Raw genomic sequence first — 24,983 nt, 5'->3', positions numbered from 1 at the left:
GGGCGAGCAGTATAGGAAGCTCCCTGTAGGGATTTTCACTGTATAAACGGGGAAATTCGGCGAGAAATCTCGCCCCTGTGGGCGCGGCCTTGAGTCGCGACAAGGGCTGCGAAGCCGCCGTAAAAATCCTGTAGCCACCTTAACAACATCGCCTCACCCCGAAACCCACACCAAAGCCGCATATCCCTACGCCACTTTTCTCGCCCTCTTACAAATTTTTCACCTAACCCGGTCAACGTCTAAGCTTCAGACAAGCAAGACGAAAATACCTGGCCGGATTGAAGACTATGGGCGCACTGTGGCAATCGGAACCAACCAGAACGGAAGCACCCGCAACCCCTCCGGCCGAGACGCCACCTGTAAAGTCCCCACGTCAGCGTCGGCTCTGGTGGCGGCTGATCATCCTCATCCTGCTGGTGGCCATCATCGCCCTCGGCTTTGCCGCCTATGACGAATTCCGCACCTCTAACCTGCAATCGCGGGAATTCAGCAAACTGGCCACCACCCTGACCTATTCGCTGCAGCCAGGGCCCAGCGATGCCATCGTCTACCCCGGTGAAGGCCCCTTCGACAAACGCCTGGGCTACAGCGCGCTAGGCGAATTCCTGCCGCGGTTGCTCAAGCGCGACTACCTGATCAGCGAACAGGTGAAATTCTCGCCAGCGTTGATGGACTACGTCGATCACGGCCTGTTCGCCCCCTATATCGAGAAGATTCAGGCCGGCCTGTCGATCACCGACTGCCGTGGCGACACGCTCTACCAGTACAACTACCCGCAACACCTGTACCCGGACTTTGCGGCGATCCCGCCGGTGATCGTCAACAGCCTGTTGTTCATCGAAAACCGCGACCTGCTCGACAGCAAGGACCCGCGCAACAACCCTGCGGTCGACTGGCCGCGCTTCGCCAAGGCGGCCTACAGCCAAGTGGCCAAGTACTTTGCCCTGCCCGGCCAGTCGGCTGGCGGCAGTACCCTGGCGACGCAGCTTGAGAAGTACCGCCACTCACCGGACGGCCTGACCGTTTCTGGCGCCGAGAAGATTCGCCAGATGATTTCTGCCAGCGTGCGTGCCTATCAAGGCGGCCCGGACACCACCGAGGCGCGCCAGCGCATCGTGCGCGACTACCTCAACAGCGTGCCGCTTTCGGCTGTGCCGGGCCACGGCGAAGTGCATGGCATGGCTGAGGGCCTGCGGGTGTGGTACGGCGCCGATTTCGACCAGGTCAACCAGGCCCTGACCTCGACCGCCCAGGACCCTGAAAGCCTGGCCGCGCGTGGCCTGGCCCTGCGCCAGGTGCTGTCGTTGATGATCGCCCAGCGCCGCCCCTCGCATTACCTGTCCAAAGGCCGGGTCGAACTGGCCGAACTCACCGACTCGCATGTTCGCGTACTCGCCGCCAACCAAGTCATCGACCAGCCGCTGGCCGACGCGGCGCTGGCCAGCAAGGCGGTGTATCGCGACTGGGTGGCGCAACCGACCATCGTTCCGATCATCACCAACAAAGGCATCAGCCTGGCCCGTAATCGCCTGGCGGCCATGCTCAACCGCCCGCTGTACGACCTCGACCGCCTCGACCTGTCGGCCACCAGCACCTTGCAGGCCGACCTGCAGATGCAAGTAAGCCAGTACCTGAAAAACCTCTCCGACCCCGAGTTTGCGGCACAGATCGGGCTGATCGGCGAGCGCCTGCTGACCGCCAAGACCACCGACCAGGTGCGCTACAGCTTCACGCTGTTCGAGCGCACCGAAGACGGCTCGCGGGTGCGGGTGCAGACGGACAGCACCGACCAGCCCTTCGACATCAACGAAGGCAGCAAGCTGGAGTTGGGTTCTACCGCCAAGCTGCGGGTGCTCACCACCTACCTTGAGATCATTGCGGAGTTGCACGACAAGTACGCCGGCAAACCTGCTGCCGAGCTGAAAAAGGTCGAGGTGGCCGAACTGGACCGCCTCACCCAGTGGTCGCTGGAATGGCTGATGCAAAACAGCAAAAACCAGAACCTCGATGCGATGCTCGACGCCGCCCTGGAACGCAAGTATTCGGCCAATACCGGCGAAGCCTTCTTCACCGGGGGGGGCATGCACGTGTTCAACAACTTCCGCAAGGAAGACAACGGCCGCAACCCGACCCTGAAGATTGCCCTGCGCGAGTCGATCAACCTGCCGTTCATCCGGCTGATGCGCGACGTGGTGCGTTATGTGACCTACCAGCAGCCGTTCAACCGGGTACCGCTGCTCAAGGACGACGCCGACCCACGCCGCCAGGAATACCTGGCCCGCTTTGCCGACAAGGAAGGCACCAACTACCTGATGCGGTTCTGGAAGAAGTACCAGCGCAAGACCTCGCAGCAGCGCCTGGACACCTTCCTCGACAGCATGCGCGTGACCCCACAGCGCCTGGCGGCAGTGCACCGTTACCTGTTCCCCGAAGCCGGCCAGGAAACCTTCAATGCGTTTGTGCGCGCCCACAGCAAGGACGACAAGATCGCCCTGGGCAAGCTGACCGACGGTCGCCTGTCGGAGATGTACGACGCCTACGGCCCAGGCAAGTACGACTTGCCCGACCAGGGTTACATCGCCAAGGTCCACCCCCTCGACCTGTGGCTGCTCGGCTACCTGCTCAAACACCCAAGCTCGACGCTGACCGAAATGGTCAATGCCAGCCGCTTCGAACGCCAGGAGGTGTACGGCTGGTTGTTCAAGAGCCGTCACCAGGGCGCCCGCGACAGCCGCATCCGCACCATGGTCGAGATCGAAGCGTTCCTCGACATCCACCAACGCTGGAAGCGCGTGGGCTATCCGTTCGACCATCTGGTGCCGTCACTGGCCACCGCCATCGGCAGCTCGGGCGACCGCCCGGCCGCCCTCTCCGAGCTGGTCGGCATCATCCAGAACGACGGCGTGCGCCTGCCCACGTTGCGCATCGATACCCTGCACTTCGCCGATAACACGCCCTACGAGACCAAGCTGGTGAGTGACCCGGACCGCGGCCAACGGATCTTGCCGGTGGAGGTTGCTCGTGCGCTCAAAGGGGCCATGTCGCAAGTGGTAGACGCGGGTACCGCGCGGCGTATTTCCGGCAGTTTCAAGCTGCAAGACGGCACGCCGCTGGTGATGGGCGGCAAGACCGGGACCGGCGACAACCGCATCGAAAGCTTCGGCGCTGGCGGCCGCTTGATCGGCTCGCGTTCGCTGAACCGCACTGCCACGTTCGTGTTCTTCCTGGGCGATAACCACTTCGGCACATTGACCGCGTTCGTACCGGGGCGCACGGCGGAAGCCTTCAAATTTACCTCGGCATTGCCGGTGCAGGTGCTCAAGGGCATGGCACCGATCCTCATGCCATACCTGCAACCGGGCAACCCGAATGAGTGCAAAGCGCCCCAGGTAGCCATGCATGGGAATAACCCATCAACTATTTAGTTGATAATCATCTGCATCTAGGGCTTGTCTTTAGATATATCTTGAGTAATATCTTAAGATATATCGCACAAGACGGAGCCCATGATCATGCGCGAACATTCACCCCACGACCCTTTCGAGCGACGCCCCGGCCGCGGCGAACGCGGCCCACGCGTATTCGCCCCCGGCGACCTCAAGCTGCTGATGCTGGCCTTGCTGGCTGAGCAACCTGGCCACGGTTACGACCTGATCCGCCAGATCGAGAACCAGTTCGACGGCAGCTACAGCCCAAGCCCCGGCGTCATCTACCCGACCCTCAACTTCCTTGAGGAAGCCGAGCTGATCAGCGGCCAGCCCCAGGGCAGCAAACGCCTCTATGTCATCACCGATGCCGGCCGCAACGCCCTGGCCGAACAAGCTGTGGCCCTTGACGGCGTGCGCATGCGCATCGAAGTCAGCAAGCGCGCCCTGCGCGGCCACGACCGCCCACCCGAGATCCACGAGGCGGTCGGCAACCTGCGCCATGCCCTGCACATGCACAGCGGGCGCTGGACACCCGAAGAAATCGAGCGCGTCCGCGACCTGCTCAACACCACTGCCAAGGCCATCGCCTCCGGGCCGGCCAACCCTGTTTCGGAGAACACCCCATGAGTGACACCATTCACCGCGTCAACCACGAGATACGCCAACGCCGCCTCGAGGTGCTGCGCGTCACCGACCTGACCCCGCGCATGCGCCGTATCACCCTGGGGGGCGCGGAACTGGCGGGCTTTACCAGCGTCGGTACTGATGACCACGTGAAGCTGTTGTTTGCCGAAACGCCGGAGCAACAGCAAGCGATCGAAGCACGCAATCTGGGCCGCGACGGTGGCGCACGCCCCACCATGCGCGAATACACCCCGCGGCGCATCGACCTGGTCGGCCATGAGCTGGACCTCGACTTCGTCCTGCACGGTGATGGCCCTGCCTCCACCTGGGCCGCCCAGGCTACACCGGGCCAGTACCTGAACATCGCCGGCCCACGGGCCTCGATGGTGGTACCGGACATCTTCGACAGCTACTTGCTGATCGGTGACGAAACCGCGATTCCTGCAATCGGGCGGCGCCTGGAAGAACTGCCTGCGGGGCGCCAGGTGCTGGTGGTGATCCAGATCGAAGACGAACAGGAGCGCCAGCCGCTGCCAAGCAAGGCACAAGTGGACGTGATCTGGGTACGGCGCCAGGAAGAAGACCTGCTGGCGCTGCTGAAGAACCTGACCTTGCCGCAAGGCAGGCTGTACGGTTGGGTAGCCCTGGAAAAAGCCCTGACCCGCCAGGCCAAGGCCTTGTTGCTGGAGAAAGGCGTGCAGGAAGATGCGCTGAAAGCGGCTGCCTACTGGCGCGCCGACGGTACTGCGGACGACGCGTGATGGGCCCGGGTACAAACAACCTGACAGTCACCAGAACCCCGCTAAATCAATGATTTAGCGGTTGTTCCATGACAGAGCGGCCGCGCCACCGGTCCAGGCCAAGCAGCACCAGGCCAATCGCCCAGAACCCCGCCAACACCCCCAGCGCATTGAGCATCACCCGCCCATACCCGAGGCTCGCCACGTCGATGAACGGGTAGGCATACACGCCAATCTCACTCCCCCGCCACAGTGCATAGGCAAAATACAGCGCCGGGTACAGCGCCCAGGCCGCCAGGTGCCACAGCCGCAACCTGCCCTTGGGCACGGCAAACCACCAGTACACCACGAACAGCGCGGGCATCACATCGTGCAGCAACTCGTCCGCCAGCCACTGCCAGCCCTCGGGCTGCCACAGGTGGCGCAACAGCACGCTGTAGGCCAGCGCCACCAGCACGATACTGGCCGCTACAGCAGAACTCACCGACGGCAGTAGAAAGAAGCGCCTGGCGCGACCCTCCCGGCCGAATGCCGCATAACTCAGCACCGTCGCCACCAGGGTGTTGGTCAACACGGTGAAGTAGCCGAACACGTTGACCAGGCCGCCAATCAGGCTGGCCTGCTCCTGCCAGCGCGCCAGCAATACCAGGTAGACCTGCACGGCCAGGCCGAACCAGCCGAGCACGGCGGCCAGGCACAGCCACGGGTGGCGCCGCATCTCAGGCGTTGCGCTGCAGCTTCACGTACAGCTGCTCGACCTTCTCCCGCGCCCAAGGGGTCTTGCGCAGAAAAGTCAGGCTCGACTTGATGGTCGGGTTGCTCTTGAAGCAGCGCACGTCGACGCGCTCGGCAAGGCCCTGCCATTGGTAGTGAGCCACCAGCTCGGTGAGGATCTGCTCCAGGGTCTTGCCGTGCAGCGCGTTGTGTTGGGCCGTGCTCATGCCAGTGCTCCAGCGTGGGAAAGGTGCGCACCTTACACGAGTGTAGTGGCCGGGGAACCTCAAGCCGCTTGAAAAACCGCTGGCCAGAGGCAAAACCCTTGTGATGAAATAGCAATGTTATACAGTTACATTACAACCGCCTCTGCCAAGGAACGCCCCATCCCCATGCTGTACATCCCGCTCCGCCTCTCCCCCCTCGCCGTCGCGCTCTGGCTGGCCTCATCCCCCAGCCAGGCCGTTGAACTCGAACCCCAGGTGATCACCGCCAACCCGCTGGGCAACCGCCAGCTGGCCGCCCCAAGTACAGTGCTCGAAGGCGACGACCTGCTGCAGCAGCAACAAGGCAGCCTCGGTGAAACCCTGAACAAACAGCCCGGTGTCGCCTCTACCTGGTTCGGCCCAGGCGCCAGCCGCCCGGTGATCCGCGGCCTGGACGGCGACCGCATTCGCATTCTGCGCAACGGCGTCGGCGCCCTGGATGCGTCGTCGCTGTCCTACGACCACGCCGTGCCGCTCGACCCGGTGACCGTGGAGCGCGTCGAAATCGTCCGCGGCCCCGCCGCCCTGCTGTATGGCGGCAATGCGATCGGCGGGGTGGTCAATACGTTCGACAACCGCATCCCCGATGCCCCCATCGAAGGCATCCACGGCGCTGGCGAGCTGCGTTATGGCGGTGCCGACACCACCCGCAGCAGCGCCGGCAAACTGGAGGCCGGCAACGGCGCCTTCGCCCTGCACCTGGACGCCAACAGCCGCCAGTTCAACGACCTGCGCATCCCCGGCTACGCCCGCAGCTCTAAAGTACGGGATGCCGACGAGCCGGGCAGCAAGCACCGCCTGCAGAACAGCGACGGGCGCCAGGATGGCGGAGCGATCGGCGGCGCCTACCACTGGGATCACGGTTATGCCGGCTTGTCATACAGCCGCTATGACAGCAACTACGGCTCGGTGGCCGAGCCTGGCGTACGCCTGGACATGCAACAGGATCACTACGGGTTCGCCTCCGAACTGCGTGACCTGGACGGCCCGTTCAGCTCGGTCAAGGTCGATGCCGGTTATACCGACTACGAACACCGCGAGATCGAACAAGGCGAGGTGCACACCACCTTCAAGAACAAGGGTTACGAGGCGCGCATCGAGGCACGCCATCAGCCGCTCGGGCCCGTTGAAGGGGTGATCGGCGCCCAGGTCAGCCGCAACGAGTTCTCGGCACTCGGCGAGGAGGCTTTTGTGCCGCAGACCGATACCGACAGCCTGGCGCTGTTCATGCTCGAACAATGGCAGGCCACCGAGCGCCTGAACCTGAGCCTGGGCGCGCGTCTGGAACACACCCGGGTCGACCCAGATGCCAAGGGCAACGAAACCTTTTCCGCCGCTGACAGCGCCAGCAGTTTCAATGCTTTCAGCCTGTCATCGGGGGCGGTGTATCAACTCGACCCCATATGGTCGTTGGCCGCCAACCTGGCCTACACCGAGCGCGCCCCCACCTTCTATGAGTTGTATGCCAACGGTGCGCATGTGGCCACGGGGGCCTTTGAGGTGGGCGATGCCAGCCTGAACAAGGAAAAGGCCATTTCCGCCGACCTGGCCCTGCGCTTCGACAATGGCACCCACAAGGGCAGTGTCGGCGTGTTCTACAGCCACTTTCGCAATTACATTGGCCTGATCGGCACGGGCAACCTGCGTGAAGGCCATGACCACGACCATGGCGAAGATGACCATGATCACGATCATGACCACGACCACGGCGGCTTCCCGGAATACCAGTATCAGGGCGTACGCGCGCGCTTCTATGGCATCGAAGCGCAAGACCGCTGGCAACTGGTGCAGAACCGTTACGGCAGCTTCGCGCTGGAACTGTCCGGCGACTACACCCGGGCCAAGAACCTCGACAGTGGCGAGCCACTGCCGCGTATCGCACCGCTGCGGTTGAACAGCGGGCTGGTCTGGGAGCTGGATCGTTGGCAGGCGCGGGTCGATGTGCAGCACGCCTCGTCGCAACATCGCAAGCCGGGCAATGAGACAAGCACCGATGGCTATACCACGCTGGGCGCCAGCGTGGGCTACCGCTTCGACATCGGGCAAAGCCAGTGGTTGGCGTTTGTGCGGGGTGAAAACCTGACAGACCAGACGGTACGTTATGCCAGTTCGATTCTACGGGACATCGCGCCAGCGCCTGGGCGCAGTGTGCAAGTCGGGTTGCGTACGTCGTTTTGAAGTCCCCGGGGGGGCGCTGTGCGCCCCTTCGCGGGTCAACCGGTCCCACAGGGTGGGCAAACGTCAGTACCGCCTGGGACACTGTTACAAGTTCAACAACAATCAACTGCGACAATTTGTCTTTTTTTCTTACAACTTCCCCTATATCCTCCCCGCCGCAAGCTGAATCGCTTCATCGAATCCACCTTGTTGCCATTTCCATTGACGGGCTCGCCCTTCGATGCCCTTGCCGTTTGTTCAATAATCAAAAGATAGCGCTATCTCATGTTTCTGTTGCCCAAAAACTGTTTCATCGGCCTCGCCTTGACCACACTTGCCGCCCCCACCAGCGCCAGCGAGATGTTCGCCAGCGATTCCCCCTGGATGCTGGGCGACTGGGGCGGTACCCGCAGTGAATTGCAGGCAAAAGGTTACGACTTCACCCTCGGCTACACCGGCGAGATGGGCAGCAACCTGCACGGTGGTTACGACCACGATCGCACCGCGCGCTACAGCGACCAGTTCACCTTCGGCAGCCACCTGGACCTGCAGAAGATTTTCGGCTGGAACGACACCGAGTTCCAACTGACCCTCACCGAGCGCCACGGCGACAACATCAGCAACGACCGTATCAACGACCCACGCGTCGGCGGCTTCACTTCCGCCCAGGAAGTCTGGGGCCGTGGTGAAACCTGGCGGCTCACGCAGCTGTGGGTCAAACAGAAGTATTTCGACGGCGCGCTGGACGTCAAATTCGGCCGCTTCGGTGAAGGTGAAGACTTCAACAGCTTCCCCTGCGACTTCCAGAACCTGGCCTTCTGCGGCTCGCAGGTGGGCAACTGGGTCGGCGGCATCTGGTACAACTGGCCGGTCAGCCAGTGGGCCCTGCGCGTGCGCTACAACCTGGCCGACACCCTGTATGCCCAGGTCGGCGTGTACGAGCAGAACCCCTCCAACCTGGAATCGGGCAACGGTTTCAAGCTCAGCGGCAGCGGCACCCAGGGCGCGATCATGCCGATCGAACTGGTGTGGAGCCCACGGGTCAATGGCCTGAAAGGGGAATATCGCGCCGGCTACTACTACAGTAATGCCAAGGCACAGGATGTGCTCGACGACAGCAACGGCCAGCCGGCCGCCCTCAGTGGCGCCGCCTACCGCAGCCGTTCGAGCAAGCACGGCATGTGGCTCGGCGCCCAGCAGCAGGTCACCTCGCTGGCGTCCGATCAGTCGCGCGGCCTGAGCCTGTTCGCCAACGCCACTTTGCACGACAAGAAGACCAATGCCATCGACAACTATGTTCAGGCAGGACTGGTATACAAAGGGCCTTTCGATGCCCGCGCCAAGGACGACATCGGCTTCGCCCTTGCCCGCGTGCACGTCAACCCGGCCTATCGCAAGAACGCCCGCCTGGCCAACCAGGCCGCCGGCCTCGACGACTACGACAACCCTGGTTTCCTGCCTGTGCAGGACACCGAGTACAGCGCCGAGCTGTACTACGGCATTCACCTGGCCGACTGGCTCACGGTGCGCCCCAACCTGCAGTACATCCGCCATCCGGGCGGGGTGTCGCAGGTGGACGGCGCCCTGATCGGCGGCCTGAAAATCCAGAGCAGTTTCTGAACCCACTTTTTGACCTAACGGAGAACCTACGATGAGCACTGAAGGTGCCAAGAATGGAACCCGCTGGCTACCGCGCCTTCTGGGCGTGCTGCTGCTGCTGATGGGCCTGGCCCTGCTGGCTGGCGGTATCAAGCTGAGCCAGCTGGGCGGATCGCTGTACTACCTGATCGCAGGCATCGGCTTTGCCTTGTCCGGCATCCTGCTGCTAGCCCAGCGCCGCATCGCCCTTGGGCTGTATGGCCTGGTGCTGCTCGGCAGCACGGCCTGGGCATTGCTGGAAGTGGGCCTTGACTGGTGGCAATTGGTACCGCGCCTGGCCATCTGGTTCGCCATCGGCGTGGTTCTGCTGCTGCCATGGGCGCGTCGCCCGCTGATTGGCCCGGCAGCCAAGGCCAACACCGCGCTGCTCGGCGTTGCAGTGCTGGCCTCTGGCGCCTGTGCCCTGGGTAGCCAGTTCACCCACCCCGGTGAAGTGTTCGGCGAAATCGGCCGCGAGAGCAGCGAGATGGCCAGTGCCGCGCCCGCCATGCCCGACGGCGAATGGCAGGCCTACGGCCGCACCGAGCATGGCGACCGCTACTCGCCACTGCGCCAGATCACCCCGCAGAACGCCTACCGCCTGGAAGAAGCCTGGCGCATCCGTACCGGCGACCTGCCGACCGACAACGACCCGGTGGAGCTGACCAACCAGAACACCCCGTTGAAGGTCAACGGCATGCTCTACGCCTGCACCGCGCACAGCAAGCTGCTGGCCCTGGACCCGGACACCGGCGCGGAGATCTGGCGCTACGACCCTCAGGTCAAGAGCCCGGTCGGCACCTTCAAGGGCTTCGCCCACATGACCTGCCGTGGCGTTTCGTACTATGACGAGAACAACTACGTCAGCCGTGACGGCAGCCCGGCACCGAAAATCACCGACGCCGGCCAGGCAGTCGCCCAGGCCTGCCCGCGCCGCCTGTACCTGCCCACCGCCGACGCCCGCCTGATCGCCATCAACGCCGACAACGGCAAGGTCTGCGAAGGCTTCGCCAACCAAGGCGTGATCGACCTGACCACCGGTATCGGCCCGTTCACCGCTGGCGGCTACTACTCCACTTCGCCTGCGGCGATTACTCGTGATCTGGTGATCATCGGCGGCCATGTTACCGACAACGAGTCGACCAACGAGCCGTCCGGCGTCATCCGCGCCTATGATGTGCACGACGGCCACCTGGTGTGGAACTGGGACAGCAACAACCCGGACGACACCAAGCCACTGGCACCCGGCAAAACCTACAGCCGCAACTCGGCCAACATGTGGTCGATCGCCAGCGTCGATGAAAACCTGGGCATGATCTACCTGCCGCTGGGCAACCAGACCCCAGACCAGTGGGGCGCCGACCGCACCCCGGGCGCCGAAAAGTACAGCGCCGGCGTGGTCGCCCTCGACCTGGCCACCGGCAAGGCCCGCTGGAACTACCAGTTCACCCACCACGACTTGTGGGACATGGACGTCGGCAGCCAGCCGACCCTGGTCCACCTCAAGACCGCCGACGGCGTGAAACCGGCGATCATCGTGCCGACCAAACAGGGCAGCCTGTATGTGCTGGACCGCCGCGACGGCACACCGATCGTGCCGATCCGCGAAATCCCGACGCCACAAGGCGCGGTGAAAGGCGACCACACCTCGCCAACCCAGGCCCGCTCCGACCTCAACCTGCTCGGCCCTGAGCTGACCGAACAGGCCATGTGGGGTGCCACGCCGTTCGACCAGATGCTGTGCCGCATCCAGTTCCGCGAACTGCGTTACGAAGGCCAGTACACCCCGCCGTCCGAGCAGGGGTCGCTGATCTATCCGGGCAACGTCGGCGTGTTCAACTGGGGCAGCGTGTCGGTCGACCCTGTGCGCCAGTTGCTGTTCACCTCGCCCAACTACATGGCGTTCGTGTCGAAGATGGTGCCACGCGAGCAAGTGGCCGCCGGCAGCAAGCGCGAGAGCGAAACCAGCGGCGTGCAGCCGAACACCGGCGCACCGTATGCCGTGACCATGCACCCCTTCATGTCGCCGCTGGGCGTACCGTGCCAGGCACCGGCCTGGGGCTATGTCGCGGCCATCGACCTGTTCACCAACAAGGTCGTGTGGAAGCACAAGAACGGCACCACCCGTGACAGCACCCCGGTGCCGATCGGCCTGCCGGTGGGTGTACCGAGCATGGGTGGTTCGATCGTCACCGCTGGCGGCGTCGGATTCCTCAGCGGCACCCTGGACCAGTACCTGCGTGCCTACGACACCAACAACGGCAAGGAACTGTGGAAAGCCCGCCTGCCGGCCGGTGGCCAGGCCACGCCGATGACTTACAGCGGCAAAGACGGCAAGCAGTATGTGCTGGTGACCGCTGGTGGCCACGGCTCGCTGGGCACCAAGATGGGTGATTACATCATCGCTTACAAACTCGCCGACTAAGCTTCTAGCGGCAAGCTACAAGCCACAAGAGAAAGCGGGGCCTGCATGGCCCCGTTTTTTTTTGGAGCTTGCAGCTTCTAACGCGAAGCTTGAAACCCATCCCCCCGCGCCCCATCTAAGCACCATAGTCATTCACGCAGGTGCACCATGAACGACCAGCAGGATTTCCCGGAACACCCCGACGAACACAGCGAAGTCGAGCATACCGACACCCAGGCCGTACCCGGCCACGCCCTCGCACTGCCTGGCCAACAGCTGCCGGACAAGGTCTACGTGATCCCGATCCACAACCGCCCGTTCTTCCCCGCCCAAGTGTTGCCGGTGATCGTCAACGAAGAACCCTGGGCCGAGACCCTCGACCTGGTGGCCAAGACGCCGGACCACTGCCTGGCGCTGTTCTTCATGGACACGCCACCCGAAGACCACCGCCATTTCGACACCTCGGCGCTGCCGGAGTACGGCACCTTGGTCAAGGTGCATCATGCCAGCCGTGAAAACGGCAAACTGCAGTTCGTCGCCCAGGGCCTGACCCGCGTACGCATCCGCACCTGGCTCAAGCACCATCGCCCGCCCTACCTGGTCGAGGTGGAATACCCGCGCCAACCCGCCGAGCCTACCGATGAGGTCAAGGCCTACGGCATGGCGCTGATCAATGCGATCAAAGAGCTGCTGCCGCTGAACCCGCTTTATAGCGAAGAGCTGAAGAACTACCTCAACCGCTTCAGCCCCAATGACCCTTCGCCGCTGACCGACTTTGCCGCGGCCCTGACCTCGGCCACCGGCACCCAGCTGCAGGAAGTACTCGACTGCGTACCCATGCTCAAGCGCATGGAAAAGGTACTGCCGATGCTGCGCAAAGAGGTCGAGGTGGCGCGCCTGCAGAACGAGATCTCGGCCGAGGTCAATCGCCAGATCGGCGAACACCAGCGCGAGTTCTTCCTCAAGGAGCAGCTCAAGGTCATCCAGCAAGAGCTGGGCCTGACCAAAGACGACCGCAGCGCCGACCTCGAACAGTTCGAGCAACGCCTGGAAGGCAAGACCTTGCCCGCGCAAGCCCAGAAGCGCATTGACGAAGAGATGGGCAAGCTGTCGATCCTCGAGACCGGCTCGCCGGAATACGCCGTGACCCGCAACTACCTCGACTGGGCCACCGCCCTGCCGTGGGGCGTTTACGGCAAGGACAAGCTCGACCTCAAGCACGCCCGCAAGGTGCTCGACCAACACCACGCAGGCCTTGACGACATCAAGGAACGCATTCTCGAATTCCTCGCCGTGGGTGCCTGGAAAGGCGAGATCAGCGGCTCGATCGTGCTGCTGGTGGGCCCGCCCGGTGTGGGCAAGACCAGCATCGGCAAGTCCATCGCCGAATCGCTCGGCCGGCCGTTCTACCGCTTCAGTGTCGGTGGCATGCGCGACGAAGCGGAAATCAAGGGCCACCGCCGCACCTACATCGGCGCCCAACCGGGCAAGCTGGTGCAGGCACTGAAAGATGTAGAAGTGATGAACCCGGTCATCATGCTCGACGAGATCGACAAGATGGGCCAGAGCTACCAGGGCGACCCGGCTTCGGCGCTGCTCGAAACCCTCGACCCCGAGCAGAACGTCGACTTCCTCGACCACTACCTCGACCTGCGCCTGGACCTGTCCAAGGTGCTGTTCGTCTGCACCGCCAACACCCTCGACTCGATCCCCGGGCCCTTGCTCGACCGCATGGAAGTAATCCGCCTCTCCGGCTACATCACCGAAGAAAAACTGGCCATCGCCAAGCGCCACCTGTGGCCCAAGCAGCTGGACAAGGCCGGCGTGGCCAAGACCAGCCTGAGCATCAGCGACAGTGCCCTGCGCACCGTGATCGAGGGTTATGCCCGCGAGGCCGGCGTGCGGCAGCTGGAAAAACAACTGGGCAAACTGGTGCGCAAGGCCGTGGTCAAGTTGCTGGAAAACCCCGATGCCAAACTCAAGATTGGCAGCAAGGACCTGGAGGCCGCGCTCGGCATGCCGGTGTTCCGCAGCGAACAGGTACTGGCCGGCAAGGGCGTGATCACCGGCCTGGCCTGGACCAGCATGGGCGGCGCCACGCTGCCGATCGAAGCCACCCGCATTCACACCCTCAACCGCGGTTTCAAATTGACCGGCAAACTGGGTGATGTGATGAAGGAGTCCGCCGAAATCGCCTACAGCTACGTCAGCTCCAACCTCAAGCAGTTTGGTGGCGACCCAGGCTATTTCAACGAAGCCTTCATCCACCTGCACGTGCCCGAGGGCGCCACGCCCAAGGATGGCCCGAGCGCCGGGGTTACCATGGCCAGCGCCTTGTTGTCGTTGGCACGCGACCAAGCGCCGAAAAAAGGCGTAGCGATGACCGGTGAACTGACCCTCACTGGCCAGGTGCTGCCGATTGGCGGTGTGCGTGAGAAGGTGATTGCCGCCAAGCGACAGAAGATCTTCGAGCTGATCCTGCCTGAGGCCAACCGCGGCGACTTCGAGGAACTGCCCGACTACCTGCGCGAAGGCTTGACGGTGCATTTCGCCAAGCGCTTTGCCGACGTGGCGAAAGTGCTGTTTTGATTCTGTGCAGGCCTCTTCGCGGCGCGAACCGCGAAGCGGCCTATACCGGTAGGTAGCACAAATCTGCATGTGGTTCGGTTATCCTCAGGCCATCGCCAGCCTTCGGAGCCAACATGGCCGCCCCACGTCTGCTCGTTCCCCTGAGCCTCGCCCTGCTGACTGCCTGCGCCCAGCAGCCCAGGCAATCCGTCCAACTCGACGCTGAAAGCGAATGCCCCAAGCGGCTGCAGGTCGGTCAGGCGCTGACCCTGACCCTGCCCAGCAACCCCACCACCGGATACCGCTGGTTGGTGCAGAACCCCGCCTCGAATGTACTGCGTAGCCTCGGCCCCGAGGTTTACAGCGCCCCCGAGGATGCCGGTATCGTTGGCAGCGCGGGCATTTCCTCCTGGCGCTTCGAAGCCCGCGCTGCTGGGGAAGGGCATTTGGTATTGGTCTATCAGCAGCCGTGGGCCCCTGAAGTGCGGCCCGTGCAAACCTTCGATTGTGCAATCACCGTTCAGTGACCGGCCTACGCGCGCTCGAAGGCCTTTTGTACCGCTTGCAGGTAGTGGTACAGGTCCTCCAGCGCAATCAGCGCCTTGTCGCTGTCCATGCCTGCCGCGAGCAAGCTTGAGCAGTATTGCCAGTACTCCTCGACCTTGCGCACCAATTGCAACCACTGATCCTTGATCGCACCGACACCGGCCAATGCCCGGGTCGCCCCCAGTTCGCGCAGGGTTTTGTCTTTACGCATTTGCGCGTCAGCGCGTAGCTGCCTGGCTTCCTGAAGTTTCTCGTAGAGCCGCTTGCGTACCTGGGTCAACTCATGGAACGTCTGTGCGCCCTCGAGCGCGTCCAGATGGGATTGCAACTTACGAGATAGAAACTTCAACAGCTTCGGGTCGACACTCGGATCCTTGAACAGCGCAGAAGCGGCATCAATGTCCTCTTCACTGGGGATCAGGCCCTTGAAGGCTTTGGTGACAGTAGGAGTATTGAACGCCTCGATGGCTTCGACGATGTCCGCGTGCTGGGTCTCCAACGCCTGTACTCGCAATTCGTCGGGCATGCCCCGCTCGAGCTCGGCAACTGACTTCTCCAGGCGTAGCACTTGCTGGTCAATTGCTGACAATGAAAACAGTTCAAGGCGCAAGGTTCTCTGTGCCAGCCCGCTGCACAGGGCTGCCTGCTTCTCGGAAACTTCAGCGATCTTGCTCGTTGCAACCGCCTTGCCGGAGGAGTGAGCGAATACTTTATTGCCCAGTAGCACCGTACCACTGAGCACGGCATCCCGAAGTGATCGATCGGTATCGAGCATGACAACCTTCAACTGCCGGCAAAGATCCTGGACACCCGGCAGCACTTCCTCCTGCCACTCATCGCACAGCTCGAACGCCTTGTATCTCAGTTGATTCAGCTCAACGAAATCCGGCACTGCACTGCCCACGGCAATGGCTGTTTGATTTGACATTTCATTTATCCTCCTTTGAGATTTTGTTAAACAGCTCCGTCAACACGCGACAAATATTACCAATACTTTCCCAAGGCCTGATGACATCTGCAAAGTCCTGCACGAACTCCTCCAGGTCAGCGCTCGTCGACAAGTTTTTTGACTCTTCCAGCGAAGACGTCGCGAATTTGTTCAAGTAAAGCCAAATATCCGCCAAGCGCTGGGTCGCACTTATTAGATCGGTCGTTCTGAACATCAGGTCCCTGATCGTACTATTGACGCGCTCAAAACTCTTGATGATCGGCGCTACACTGGACAAACGCTCAGCCAGATCATCCCGTTGCTTAATCAAAATATTTTTTCTCTTTCTCGTGTCTTCCGCCCGGGAACCGAATATTCCTCCCGTAATAATCAGGCCAAACGGCCCCGCTAACAAACCGGTAAAGGCGTATCCGACTTCGGTACTGTACTGCTTTCCTAACCGTTCGATTTCCCTATCCAACTCGTCGCGTGTGGCAACCATCGCATTGATATTGGAGTTACTGAGCTTGTCGTCAATGTTCTTGATGACACGTACCAGCTGCGGTTTGATTTCGAGTTCGATTTCCTTATGGAACCAGCTCGCCCGTGCATCAACATCCCCAATACGCTGCTGGGTCTGTCTGATCTCATCGATTAGCGCCCCCAAGCGCCTCTCTATGACCGCCAGGACTTGGTTACGCTCCTCGGCAGTGAGTTCGGAGGTGTATATATTGCTGCCTTGCGCTTCTTTTTCACTGGCAATGCGCTTGAAAGCGGGTGTTTTCTCGATACTTGTGATCAATGCGGCGCCACGGCTTATCATGGAGTCGGCGAACATCTCGATTTCCGGCCCCAGCTCTTTGACCTGCCGTTCAAGTTTGTCCCATTCGTCCACGTGCCGATGCAACAACGTGTTCAGATTAAAAATTCTTTTGACCTCGATACCCAATGCCTCATAGTCGACTTCTTCGCTGATATCTTCCTCACGCCGGGATAACGTGCGCACGGTACGCGCATAGCGTTTAATGACTTGCAGGTTTTCAGATGTCAGCAGGCCGGCCCCCTGAGAATGACTCCCCACCTTTCCCGCCAGAAACGTAAAGTATTGCTCCGGCAAAATGGTCGCCTGGCTTTTTGCGTCCAATTCATCAATGGGTTTACCTCCGGCGGTTTGGGTTTCATTCGATAATGTTTCCATGACAACATCCCGCTTAAGTTAATTTTATCTGCACCTCAAAGTTACGCCAAAGACCGAGTACGCTTGAATGGTTGGATATCCACACCGGCGGTATGAATTAGCGAGCAGGCCTTGTAGGACAGACAGCCGTGGTCAGCACCTTGGCTTTTGGCTAAAATGCGACACCGTTTGCCTTTGCCTTGAGCCCGCTGTGAATCGATCCCCCGACCGCCTCTTCGCCCACCCCCTGGAGCAGGTACCCGATTTCGCCTTCAACGAAGACGTGGTGCGCGTATTCCCAGACATGATCAAGCGTTCGGTGCCGGGCTACCCGACCATCGTCGAGAACCTCGGCGTGCTGGCCGCACGCTTCGCTCAGCCGAACAGCACGCTGTATGACCTGGGTGCTTCGCTGGGCGCCGTCACTCAGTCACTGCGCCGTCATGTGCGCAATGATGGTTGCCGGGTAATCGCCGTCGACAACTCTGCGGCCATGGTCGAACGCTGCCGCCAGTACCTCACGGCCCAGGACTCGATGTTCCAGGAGTTGCTGCCAGTGAACGTGCTGGAAGCCGACATCCTCGCCCTGCCCTTCGAGCCGGCCTCGGTGGTGGCGATGAACTTCACCCTGCAGTTCATCGCCCCCGATCAGCGCCTCGAACTGCTTGGCCGTATTCGGCAGGCGCTGTTGCCGGGTGGCGCGTTGATCCTCTCGGAAAAGCTGCACTTCGCCGACGACGACGAACAGACCCTGCTCAATGAACTGCACCTGGACTTCAAACGGGCCAACGGCTACAGCGAACTGGAAATTGCCCAGAAGCGCAGCGCCATCGAAAACGTGATGAAGCCAGACACCCTGGAGACCCACAAGGCGCGCCTGCGCGCTGCCGGGTTCTCGAAAGTGGTGCCGTGGTTCCAATGCCTTAATTTCGCCTCGCTGATAGCCCTGCCATGATCGATCTATCCCCCCTTGTCCGCCGCCTGGCGGGTACGCCCCTGGCTTCCTGGTCGCAAGGCCTGCAAGCACAGCTGGAAGCCAAACTGGAAAAAGGCCACGGCGACCTCGACCGCTGGCGCGGCGCGCTCGACGCCCTGCCCGCCGTGCAACCGAGCGAAATCGACCTGGTCAACGGGCTGCGCCTGGACTGCGACTGCGACGATGCCACCCGCGCGCGGATGCGTGAGGCGCTGATGGGCCTGTCGCCCTGGCGCAAAGGGCCGTTCGATCTGTTCGGCGTGCATGTGGACACCGAATGGCGTTCGGACTGGAAATGGTCGCGGGTCAGCCCGCACCTGGACCTCAAGGGCAAGCGCGTACTCGATGTCGGTTGCGGCAATGGTTATTACCAGTGGCGCATGCTCGGCGCCGGTGCCGACATGGTGGTTGGGGTCGACCCCAACTGGCTGTTCTTCTGCCAGTTCCAGGCGGTGCAGCAGTATTTGCCCGATCTGCCAGCCTGGCATTTGCCGTTCGCCCTGGAAGAGCTACCCGCCAATCTGGAAGGTTTCGACACCGTGTTTTCCATGGGCGTTTTCTACCACCGCCGCTCCCCTATCGAGCACTTGCTGGCGCTCAAGGACTGCCTGGTCAAAGGGGGTGAACTGGTGCTGGAGACGCTGGTGGTCGAAGGCGATGAGCAACAGGTTCTGGTCCCAGAAGACCGCTACGCGCAGATGCGCAACGTCTGGTACCTGCCCTCGGTGCCGGCCCTGGAGCGCTGGTTGCGCCGTGCCGGGTTCAGTGATGTGCGCTGCGTTGACGTCAGCGTCACCAGCATCGACGAACAGCGCAGTACCGATTGGATGCGCTACCAGTCGCTGAGCGACTTCCTCGACCCGAACGACCACAGCCGCACCATCGAAGGCCTGCCAGCGCCGCGCCGGGCGACACTGGTAGCGCGCAAATAAAAAAGGCGCCCAACGGGCGCCCGAACAACCCTGCGACGAGGAGCGATGGCGCCGCAGGTGGGTAAAGTCAGTCCTTGGCCACCTCGCGGGCCTTCTGCTGCGCTGTGCGCTCCCGTTCCACCACGGCCTGTTGCTTTTCACCGTGCAGGCGCTGCTGGTCCTGACGGAAGGCTTCCCAGAACTGCCGGGACCGCTCGGCGCCACCTTCGGCATAGGCGCTGACGCTGCCAAAGGCCAGGGTTGCCAGCAGCAGGTATTTGATCAGGTTCATCGTGCTTGCCTCGTGATAACCGTTCAGATGGGGCCATCCTAGCGAGGCGTAGCTAACGCCAAGGTGAGGCGGGCATTACAGTCCTGCAATGTGGCCGGGTGCCCCCCCTGCCAGGCAGCGGCATGACGCGCGGATTACAAATCCGTTATCCAGGCAAATCTTCCCCTCTCATGCCGTAACATCCTGCCGCTTGACCCTGATGTCACTACAGGGTCGAGAATCGCCCCCTTTTCACCTCTGCGAGCCCCCTTATGCGCCTACTGATCATCGAGGACGAGCTGCGTACCGCCGATTACCTGCTGCAAGGCCTGCGCGAGAACGGCTACGTGGTCGACTGCGCCCATACCGGCACCGACGGCCTGCACCTGGCCCGCCAGCAGGCCTATGACCTGGTCATCCTCGACGTCAATTTGCCCGAGCTCGATGGCTGGACAGTACTGCAGCGACTGCGCGCCGAATCCGCCACGCGCATCATGATGCTGACCGCCCACGGCCGACTGGCCGACCGGGTCAAAGGGCTGGACCTGGGCGCCGACGACTACTTGCTCAAGCCGTTCGAGTTTCCCGAGCTGCTGGCGCGAATCCGTAGCCTGCTGCGCCGCAACGACCAGCAACTGCAGCCCAGCACCCTGCGCGTGGCCGACCTGGAGCTGGACCCTGGCCGCCATCGTGCTTACCGCGCAGGGCAACGCATCGACCTGACCGCCAAGGAGTTCGCCTTGCTGCACCTGCTGATGCGCCAGACCGGCGAGGTGCTGTCACGCACGCAAATCATCTCGTTGGTGTGGGACATGAACTTCGACTGTGACACCAATGTGGTCGAGGTCTCGATCCGCCGCCTGCGGGCGAAGATCGACGACCCCTTCGATGACAAGCTGATCCACACCTTGCGCGGCGTCGGCTATGTACTCGAGGCACGGTTTTGAACAACGCCAGCCTGTCGCTGCGCCTGGGCTTGGGCGTCACGCTGATGGGGGCGGTGCTGGTGCTGCTGTTGGCCTGCCTGGCCGTAGTTGCCCTGGACCACGAACTGGACAGCCGCGCGCGCAAGGACCTGGCGCGCAAGATGCTGCAGGTCGAGCACAACCTGCGGGTCGACCTGCGCAGCGAAGACCTGGGCAGCCGCGCCCACCCTCTGCTTGACCTGGTGATGGGGCACGACAACCTCAGCCTCAGCGTGCTGGCCCTCGAAGGCCGCCACCCGCATCTGCTCAGCCTGGGGCCGGCGCTGGAGTCGCGCGTGGGCGAACTGCAGACCGGAGCGCGGCTGGCGTTCCACGAATGGCGCGACAGCCGCGGCAAGCAGATGCTGACTGCGACACGTCAGATGCGCTTGCGCGACGACACCCCGGTACGGGTGATGATGTCGCTCGACCGAGCCGACGACAACGCACTGCTTCAGGCTTACCTGCGCTCTACCGTACTGGTCTTGCCTTTACTGCTGATATTGATCGGCGCTGCGGCATGGTGGCTGGTGCAGCGCGGGCTGGCCCCCCTGCAGCACTTCCGGCGCATTGCCGGGCAGGTATCGGCCCAGGACCTGCAACACCGCTTGCCCGCTACCGGCCTGCCGCAGGAGTTGGCAGCGTTGGCCACAAGCATCAACGTGATGCTCGACCGCCTCGACCAGGGCGTGAGCCAGCTGTCGCAATTTTCCGACGACTTGGCCCATGAGCTGCGCACGCCCTTGAGCAACCTGATGGGCAAGGCTCAAGTTACCCTGAGCCGTGAGCGCGACAATGCCAATTACCGGGAAGTGCTGGAAGACAGTATCGAAGAGCTGACCCGCCTCAACCGCATCATCAACGACATGCTGTTTCTCGCCCAGGTCAGCCAGCCGCAGGCCCAGGTGGCGCTAAAGCCCCTGGCACTGGCCGATGAGACGGCACAGGTGGTCGAGCTGTTCGCCATAAGCGCCGAGCTCAAGGATATCGAACTGCGCATTCGCGGTTGGGGCACGGCATCGGGTGATCGGTTGATGTTCCAGCGTGCCTTGTCGAACCTGTTGAGCAATGCCCTTCGGCATGCGCCGCCAGGCAAACCCATAGACCTGGGTATCGAGCGCCAGGGTGGCGATGTCAGGGTATGGGTTGAGAACCAGGGGGTGGGCATTGCCGCAGAGCATCAGCCGCAGTTGTTCGAGCGTTTTTACCGCGTGGGCGCTGGGCGCTCACGGCTGGAGGGTGGCACTGGCCTGGGGCTGGCAATTGTGAAATCGATCATGCAATTGCATGGGGGGCGGATTGAGGTCATGAGCAGCCCGGCAGGGCCGACCCGGTTTAGTCTGATATTTCCGGGTTAGCGATGGCTCTGGCAATGTCGCCGCGTGCAGGAGCGGCCTTGCGTCACGAAAGGGACGCAAGACCGCGCGTACAAAGGCCCTATGATCAGCGCGACGCCGCCACGATCAACGCCTTCATCTCCGCCACCGCCGCCTTGAAGCCGACGAACAGCGCATGGGCCACCAACGCATGGCCGATGTTCAGCTCATTGATGCCCTTGATCGCCGCAACCGCCTCGACGTTGTGATAATGCAGGCCGTGGCCGGCATTGACGATCAGCCCCTGGGCCACGCCAAAGGCCACACCGTCAGCGATGCGCTTGAGCTCTTCGGCCACTTCGGTCGGCGTCTGGGCATCGGCGTAACGGCCAGTATGCAGTTCGATGGCCGGGGCGCCCACGCGGCGCGAAGCTTCGATCTGGCGCTCGTCGGCGTCGATGAACAGCGACACTTCGGCACCGGTGCGCGCCAGGCGCTCGACGGCAGCCTTGATCCGCGCCTCCTGCCCCGCCACGTCCAGGCCGCCTTCGGTGGTCAGCTCCTGACGGGTCTCGGGCACCAGGCAGATGTGTGCCGGGCGAATCTTCTCGGCGAATGCCATCATCTCTTCGGTAACGCCCATCTCGAAGTTCATGCGCGTCTGCAGCACATCCTTGAGCACCACCACGTCGCGTTCCTGAATGTGCCGGCGGTCTTCGCGCAGGTGCACGGTGATGCCGTCGGCACCCGCCTCTTCGGCGTCCAGGGCAGCCTTGACCGGGTCAGGGTAACGCGTGCCCCGGGCCTGGCGCAGCGTCGCCACGTGGTCGATGTTTACGCCGAGAAGCATGCGGTTGCTGTGAGTCACGAAAGGCTCTCCTGAAGATTTAGCCACACAGCATACGACGGGATCAGCGCTTGCGAAACAGTTCCCGACTGACCAGGGGTTTAGGGCCCAGGTGAACAGCCAGTGCCTGGCGCATCAGCCGTTTGGCAGCAAGCAAGGCACCTGGGGCTTCCCAGTCTGCTTCAGCCAGGGCCAGCAGCTCGGTACCCTGGAACAGGCCTGGCTGCACTAACTCGACCCGCTCAAGCCCGGCATCCACGCGCAAACGATAACGGCCAGCGGCATCGATCGGCGTCCCGTTGACGTCATGCTGCAACGAAAACGCATAGCCGAGTTCGTCCAGCAGGCGCCATTCGAAGGAACGCAGCAGCGGCTCCAGTGGGCGCCCGGCGGCCAAGGCCTGCAAGGTCAGGGTGTAGTGTTCGAACAGCGCCGGGTGTGGGGCTTCGGCCGGGAGCAAACGCATGAGCAGCTCGTTGAGGTACAGCCCGCTGAACAGTGCATCGCCATGCAGCCAGGCGGCGATACCGAGGGCATCCAGGCGGCCGACATTCTTCAGCTCACCGCGCCCGCGCAGCTCCACCTCCAGCGGCACGAACGGCCGTACCAGGCTGCCCCCTTTGCCGCGCGCCCGGCGCAGCACGGCCCGCACTCGACCTTGCGGCGTGAGGAAGTCCACCAGTGCGCTGGTTTCCTTGTAGGCACGACTGTGCAGCACATAGGCCGGCTGGCCGACTGGTTGTTCCATGGGGAGTGGCCCGAAAGCAGAGCGGCCCGGAGAGATCCGGGCCGCTGGAGGGGTTACAGGTCGCCGTAGCCCAGCGAGCGCAGGGCGCGCTCATCGTCGGACCAGCCGCCCTTGACCTTGACCCAGAGGTTGAGCATGACCTTGGCGTCGAACAGCACTTCCATATCTTTGCGCGCATCGGAACCAATGCGTTTGATACGCTCGCCCTTGTCACCGATGATGATCTTCTTCTGGCCATCACGTTCGACCAGGATCAGCGCATGGATGTGCAACACATGCCCCTGCTGCTTGAACTCTTCGATCTCTACGGTGATCTGGTACGGCAGCTCCGCACCCAACTGACGCATGATCTTCTCGCGCACCAGCTCGGCCGCCAGGAAACGGCTGCTGCGGTCGGTGATCTGGTCTTCCGGGAAGAAATGCTCGTTCTCTGGCAGGTGCTTGGCGATCAGCCCTTCCAGTGCCTCGAGGTTATGCCCCTGCTGGGCGGAGATCGGCACCACTTCCGCGTTCGGCAGTTGCTCCTGGAGCCATTGCAGGTGCGGGATCAGATCGGCTTTTTCTTCCAGACGATCGGTCTTGTTGACCGCCAGGATGACCGGGCCACTGACGTACTGCACGCGCTCGAGCACCAACTGGTCCTCGTCGGTCCAGCGGGTGCGGTCGACCACGAAGATCACCACATCGACGTCTTTCAAGGCAGCCGAAGCGTTACGGTTCATGTAACGGTTCAGGGCCTTGTCGTTGGCCTTGTGCATACCCGGCGTATCGACGTAGATCGCCTGCACATCACCTTCGGTCTTGATGCCGAGCATGTTGTGGCGGGTGGTCTGCGGCTTGCGCGAGGTGATCGCCAGCTTCTGGCCGAGGATGTGGTTGAGCAAGGTCGACTTGCCCACGTTGGGGCGGCCGACAATGGCCACGTAGCCGCAGCGGGTCGGATTGCTATCAGTCATTGCCATTCTCCACGCCCAAGGCGATCAGTGCAGCCGCGGCGGCGACTTGCTCGGCGATACGCCGGCTTACACCCTGACCACGGCTCTTGTTGTTCAGCAGAACCACTTCGCATTCGACGAAGAAGGTGCGGCAGTGCGGTTCGCCTTGGATGTCCACCACCTCGTAACGCGGCAGCTCACAGCTGCGCGACTGCAGAAACTCTTGCAGGCGGGTCTTGGGGTCCTTGTTGGTGTCGACCAGGGTCAGGCTTTCGAACTCATCGGCCAGCCAGGCCAGCACACGCTCACGAGCGGTCTGCATGTCCGCGTCCAGGTAGATGGCGCCAATCAGCGCCTCCAGGGCATCGGCCAGGATCGATTCACGGCGGAAACCGCCGCTTTTAAGCTCACCAGAACCCAGACGCAGGTATTCACCCAAGTCAAAACCCCGGGCCAGACGGGCCAGGGTTTCACCCTTGACCAGGCGGGCACGCAAGCGCGACAGCTGGCCTTCGCGGGCCTGCGGAAAGCGCTCGAACAGCGCCTCGCCCGCCACGAAGTTGAGAATGGCGTCGCCAAGAAACTCCAGGCGCTCGTTATTGCGCCCGGCGTAGCTGCGATGGGTCAGGGCCAGAAGCATCTGGTCCTGATCCTTGAAAGTGTATCCGAGCTTTCGCTCCAGAGTGGCAAGGGAAGCAGTCATGCGGCCACCCGTTGGTTGTTCAACGCGTTGTTCAAATCAACATCCTGAAAGACTGTTTGGCTGTGGTCCGCCGCTGCACACGACGAATCTCTCGATCCCTGAGAACACAGCCTATGTCAGA

General features: G+C 62.4%; 21 protein-coding genes. 12 read left to right on the top strand and 9 right to left on the bottom strand.

Translation table 11 applies throughout. The features are described 5' to 3' along the window. The first annotated feature begins 287 nt into the window (after positions 1-287). The 3 genes from CKW22_RS13465 to CKW22_RS13455 all read left to right on the top strand — a co-directional run bounded on the left by CKW22_RS13465 (position 288) and on the right by CKW22_RS13455 (position 4,813). A complete protein-coding gene (locus CKW22_RS13465) occupies positions 288-3,425 on the top strand; it encodes a biosynthetic peptidoglycan transglycosylase (RefSeq protein ID WP_047583636.1) in 3,138 nt (1,045 codons plus the stop codon). An 87-nt stretch (positions 3,426-3,512) separates the two neighbouring features. Continuing rightward, entirely contained in the window at positions 3,513-4,055 is a 543-nt protein-coding gene (locus tag CKW22_RS13460) for a PadR family transcriptional regulator (protein ID WP_095064248.1), read from the top strand. Continuing rightward, positions 4,052-4,813, top strand: a complete 762-nt coding sequence (locus CKW22_RS13455) for a siderophore-interacting protein (RefSeq protein ID WP_095064226.1) — start codon at positions 4,052-4,054, stop codon at positions 4,811-4,813. The genes CKW22_RS13460 and CKW22_RS13455 overlap by 4 nt, the downstream gene beginning before the upstream one ends. Positions 4,814-4,859: 46 nt before the next feature. On the opposite strand, the gene CKW22_RS13450 is transcribed toward CKW22_RS13455, so the two are convergent. Both CKW22_RS13450 and CKW22_RS13445 read right to left on the bottom strand, forming a co-directional pair. After that, positions 4,860-5,510, bottom strand: a complete 651-nt coding sequence (locus CKW22_RS13450) for a Pr6Pr family membrane protein (protein WP_033702695.1) — start codon at positions 5,508-5,510, stop codon at positions 4,860-4,862. A 1-nt stretch (position 5,511) separates the two neighbouring features. Next, complete coding sequence (locus CKW22_RS13445; protein ID WP_095064225.1) at positions 5,512-5,733, bottom strand: VF530 family DNA-binding protein; 222 nt, start codon at positions 5,731-5,733, stop codon at positions 5,512-5,514. Between the two features lie 165 nt (positions 5,734-5,898). On the opposite strand from CKW22_RS13445, the gene CKW22_RS13440 reads away from it, so the two are divergent. From CKW22_RS13440 to CKW22_RS13420, 5 genes are all read left to right on the top strand, one after another. Then, positions 5,899-7,950 (top strand): TonB-dependent receptor, encoded by a 2,052-nt coding sequence (locus tag CKW22_RS13440; RefSeq protein WP_095064224.1) that lies wholly within the window; start codon positions 5,899-5,901, stop codon positions 7,948-7,950. A 264-nt stretch (positions 7,951-8,214) separates the two neighbouring features. Next, positions 8,215-9,549: a carbohydrate porin gene (locus tag CKW22_RS13435; RefSeq protein WP_047583634.1), complete on the top strand. Its 1,335-nt coding sequence runs from the start codon at positions 8,215-8,217 to the stop codon at positions 9,547-9,549. Between the two features lie 31 nt (positions 9,550-9,580). Beyond that, positions 9,581-11,992, top strand: a complete 2,412-nt coding sequence (locus tag CKW22_RS13430; RefSeq protein ID WP_033702699.1) for a glucose/quinate/shikimate family membrane-bound PQQ-dependent dehydrogenase — start codon at positions 9,581-9,583, stop codon at positions 11,990-11,992. A gap of 147 nt (positions 11,993-12,139) precedes the next feature. Further along, on the top strand, positions 12,140-14,560 hold the full coding sequence (gene lon / locus CKW22_RS13425; RefSeq protein WP_095064223.1) for an endopeptidase La: 2,421 nt from the start codon (positions 12,140-12,142) through the stop codon (positions 14,558-14,560). Positions 14,561-14,673: 113 nt separating this feature from the next. Continuing rightward, on the top strand, positions 14,674-15,066 hold the full coding sequence (locus CKW22_RS13420) for a protease inhibitor I42 family protein (protein ID WP_033702701.1): 393 nt from the start codon (positions 14,674-14,676) through the stop codon (positions 15,064-15,066). A 5-nt stretch (positions 15,067-15,071) separates the two neighbouring features. On the opposite strand, the gene CKW22_RS13415 is transcribed toward CKW22_RS13420, so the two are convergent. After that, on the bottom strand, positions 15,072-16,013 hold the full coding sequence (locus CKW22_RS13415) for an alpha-xenorhabdolysin family binary toxin subunit B (protein ID WP_033702702.1): 942 nt from the start codon (positions 16,011-16,013) through the stop codon (positions 15,072-15,074). A 1-nt stretch (position 16,014) separates the two neighbouring features. Beyond that, positions 16,015-17,211: an alpha-xenorhabdolysin family binary toxin subunit A gene (locus CKW22_RS13410; protein WP_050506157.1), complete on the bottom strand. Its 1,197-nt coding sequence runs from the start codon at positions 17,209-17,211 to the stop codon at positions 16,015-16,017. A 190-nt stretch (positions 17,212-17,401) separates the two neighbouring features. On the opposite strand from CKW22_RS13410, the gene cmoA reads away from it, so the two are divergent. After that, entirely contained in the window at positions 17,402-18,145 is a 744-nt protein-coding gene (gene cmoA, locus CKW22_RS13405; RefSeq protein ID WP_033702703.1) for a carboxy-S-adenosyl-L-methionine synthase CmoA, read from the top strand. Beyond that, positions 18,142-19,098: a tRNA 5-methoxyuridine(34)/uridine 5-oxyacetic acid(34) synthase CmoB gene (gene cmoB, locus CKW22_RS13400; RefSeq protein WP_033702704.1), complete on the top strand. Its 957-nt coding sequence runs from the start codon at positions 18,142-18,144 to the stop codon at positions 19,096-19,098. The genes cmoA and cmoB overlap by 4 nt, the downstream gene beginning before the upstream one ends. A 67-nt stretch (positions 19,099-19,165) precedes the next feature. Here the strand turns inward: cmoB and CKW22_RS13395 are convergent, their stop codons facing one another. After that, entirely contained in the window at positions 19,166-19,369 is a 204-nt protein-coding gene (locus tag CKW22_RS13395) for a hypothetical protein (RefSeq protein WP_095064222.1), read from the bottom strand. A gap of 251 nt (positions 19,370-19,620) precedes the next feature. Between CKW22_RS13395 and CKW22_RS13390 the strand changes: the two genes are divergently transcribed. Next, on the top strand, positions 19,621-20,295 hold the full coding sequence (locus CKW22_RS13390) for a heavy metal response regulator transcription factor (RefSeq protein ID WP_033702706.1): 675 nt from the start codon (positions 19,621-19,623) through the stop codon (positions 20,293-20,295). Next, positions 20,292-21,671 carry a heavy metal sensor histidine kinase gene (locus CKW22_RS13385; RefSeq protein ID WP_095064221.1) on the top strand — a complete coding sequence of 460 codons (1,380 nt, stop codon included), beginning with the start codon at positions 20,292-20,294 and terminating at the stop codon, positions 21,669-21,671. Before CKW22_RS13390 ends, CKW22_RS13385 begins: the two co-directional genes overlap by 4 nt. Before the next feature lie 85 nt (positions 21,672-21,756). On the opposite strand, the gene pdxJ is transcribed toward CKW22_RS13385, so the two are convergent. The 4 genes from pdxJ to rnc form a co-directional block, all read right to left on the bottom strand. After that, positions 21,757-22,479, bottom strand: coding sequence for a pyridoxine 5'-phosphate synthase (gene pdxJ / locus CKW22_RS13380; protein WP_156310258.1), 723 nt, complete (start codon positions 22,477-22,479; stop codon positions 21,757-21,759). Positions 22,480-22,540: 61 nt separating this feature from the next. Beyond that, on the bottom strand, positions 22,541-23,224 hold the full coding sequence (gene recO, locus CKW22_RS13375; protein ID WP_033702709.1) for a DNA repair protein RecO: 684 nt from the start codon (positions 23,222-23,224) through the stop codon (positions 22,541-22,543). Between the two features lie 53 nt (positions 23,225-23,277). Then, positions 23,278-24,180, bottom strand: a complete 903-nt coding sequence (gene era / locus CKW22_RS13370) for a GTPase Era (protein WP_095064220.1) — start codon at positions 24,178-24,180, stop codon at positions 23,278-23,280. Next, positions 24,173-24,862 carry a ribonuclease III gene (gene rnc, locus CKW22_RS13365; RefSeq protein ID WP_033702710.1) on the bottom strand — a complete coding sequence of 230 codons (690 nt, stop codon included), beginning with the start codon at positions 24,860-24,862 and terminating at the stop codon, positions 24,173-24,175. Before rnc ends, era begins: the two co-directional genes overlap by 8 nt. Positions 24,863-24,983: the final 121 nt, after the last annotated feature.

The organism is Pseudomonas sp. Irchel s3f19 (genome assembly GCF_900187555.1).
GTDB classification, from domain to species: Bacteria; Pseudomonadota; Gammaproteobacteria; order Pseudomonadales; family Pseudomonadaceae; genus Aquipseudomonas; species Aquipseudomonas capeferrum.
This window is presented reverse-complemented; position numbering and strand designations above follow the sequence as displayed.

Coding starts and splice junctions, on each gene's coding strand:
- CKW22_RS13465 (WP_047583636.1), top strand. CDS start 288: ATGGGCGCACTGTGGCAATCGGAACCAACCAGAACGGAAGCACCCGCA.
- CKW22_RS13460 (WP_095064248.1), top strand. CDS start 3,513: ATGCGCGAACATTCACCCCACGACCCTTTCGAGCGACGCCCCGGCCGC.
- rnc (WP_033702710.1), bottom strand. CDS start 24,862: ATGACTGCTTCCCTTGCCACTCTGGAGCGAAAGCTCGGATACACTTTC.
- recO (WP_033702709.1), bottom strand. CDS start 23,224: ATGGAACAACCAGTCGGCCAGCCGGCCTATGTGCTGCACAGTCGTGCC.
- CKW22_RS13450 (WP_033702695.1), bottom strand. CDS start 5,510: ATGCGGCGCCACCCGTGGCTGTGCCTGGCCGCCGTGCTCGGCTGGTTC.
- pdxJ (WP_156310258.1), bottom strand. CDS start 22,479: ATGCTTCTCGGCGTAAACATCGACCACGTGGCGACGCTGCGCCAGGCC.
- CKW22_RS13410 (WP_050506157.1), bottom strand. CDS start 17,211: ATGGAAACATTATCGAATGAAACCCAAACCGCCGGAGGTAAACCCATT.
- lon (WP_095064223.1), top strand. CDS start 12,140: ATGAACGACCAGCAGGATTTCCCGGAACACCCCGACGAACACAGCGAA.
- CKW22_RS13415 (WP_033702702.1), bottom strand. CDS start 16,013: ATGTCAAATCAAACAGCCATTGCCGTGGGCAGTGCAGTGCCGGATTTC.
- CKW22_RS13445 (WP_095064225.1), bottom strand. CDS start 5,733: ATGAGCACGGCCCAACACAACGCGCTGCACGGCAAGACCCTGGAGCAG.
- CKW22_RS13435 (WP_047583634.1), top strand. CDS start 8,215: ATGTTTCTGTTGCCCAAAAACTGTTTCATCGGCCTCGCCTTGACCACA.
- CKW22_RS13440 (WP_095064224.1), top strand. CDS start 5,899: ATGCTGTACATCCCGCTCCGCCTCTCCCCCCTCGCCGTCGCGCTCTGG.
- CKW22_RS13395 (WP_095064222.1), bottom strand. CDS start 19,369: ATGAACCTGATCAAATACCTGCTGCTGGCAACCCTGGCCTTTGGCAGC.
- CKW22_RS13455 (WP_095064226.1), top strand. CDS start 4,052: ATGAGTGACACCATTCACCGCGTCAACCACGAGATACGCCAACGCCGC.
- CKW22_RS13430 (WP_033702699.1), top strand. CDS start 9,581: ATGAGCACTGAAGGTGCCAAGAATGGAACCCGCTGGCTACCGCGCCTT.
- cmoB (WP_033702704.1), top strand. CDS start 18,142: ATGATCGATCTATCCCCCCTTGTCCGCCGCCTGGCGGGTACGCCCCTG.
- era (WP_095064220.1), bottom strand. CDS start 24,180: ATGACTGATAGCAATCCGACCCGCTGCGGCTACGTGGCCATTGTCGGC.
- CKW22_RS13390 (WP_033702706.1), top strand. CDS start 19,621: ATGCGCCTACTGATCATCGAGGACGAGCTGCGTACCGCCGATTACCTG.
- CKW22_RS13420 (WP_033702701.1), top strand. CDS start 14,674: ATGGCCGCCCCACGTCTGCTCGTTCCCCTGAGCCTCGCCCTGCTGACT.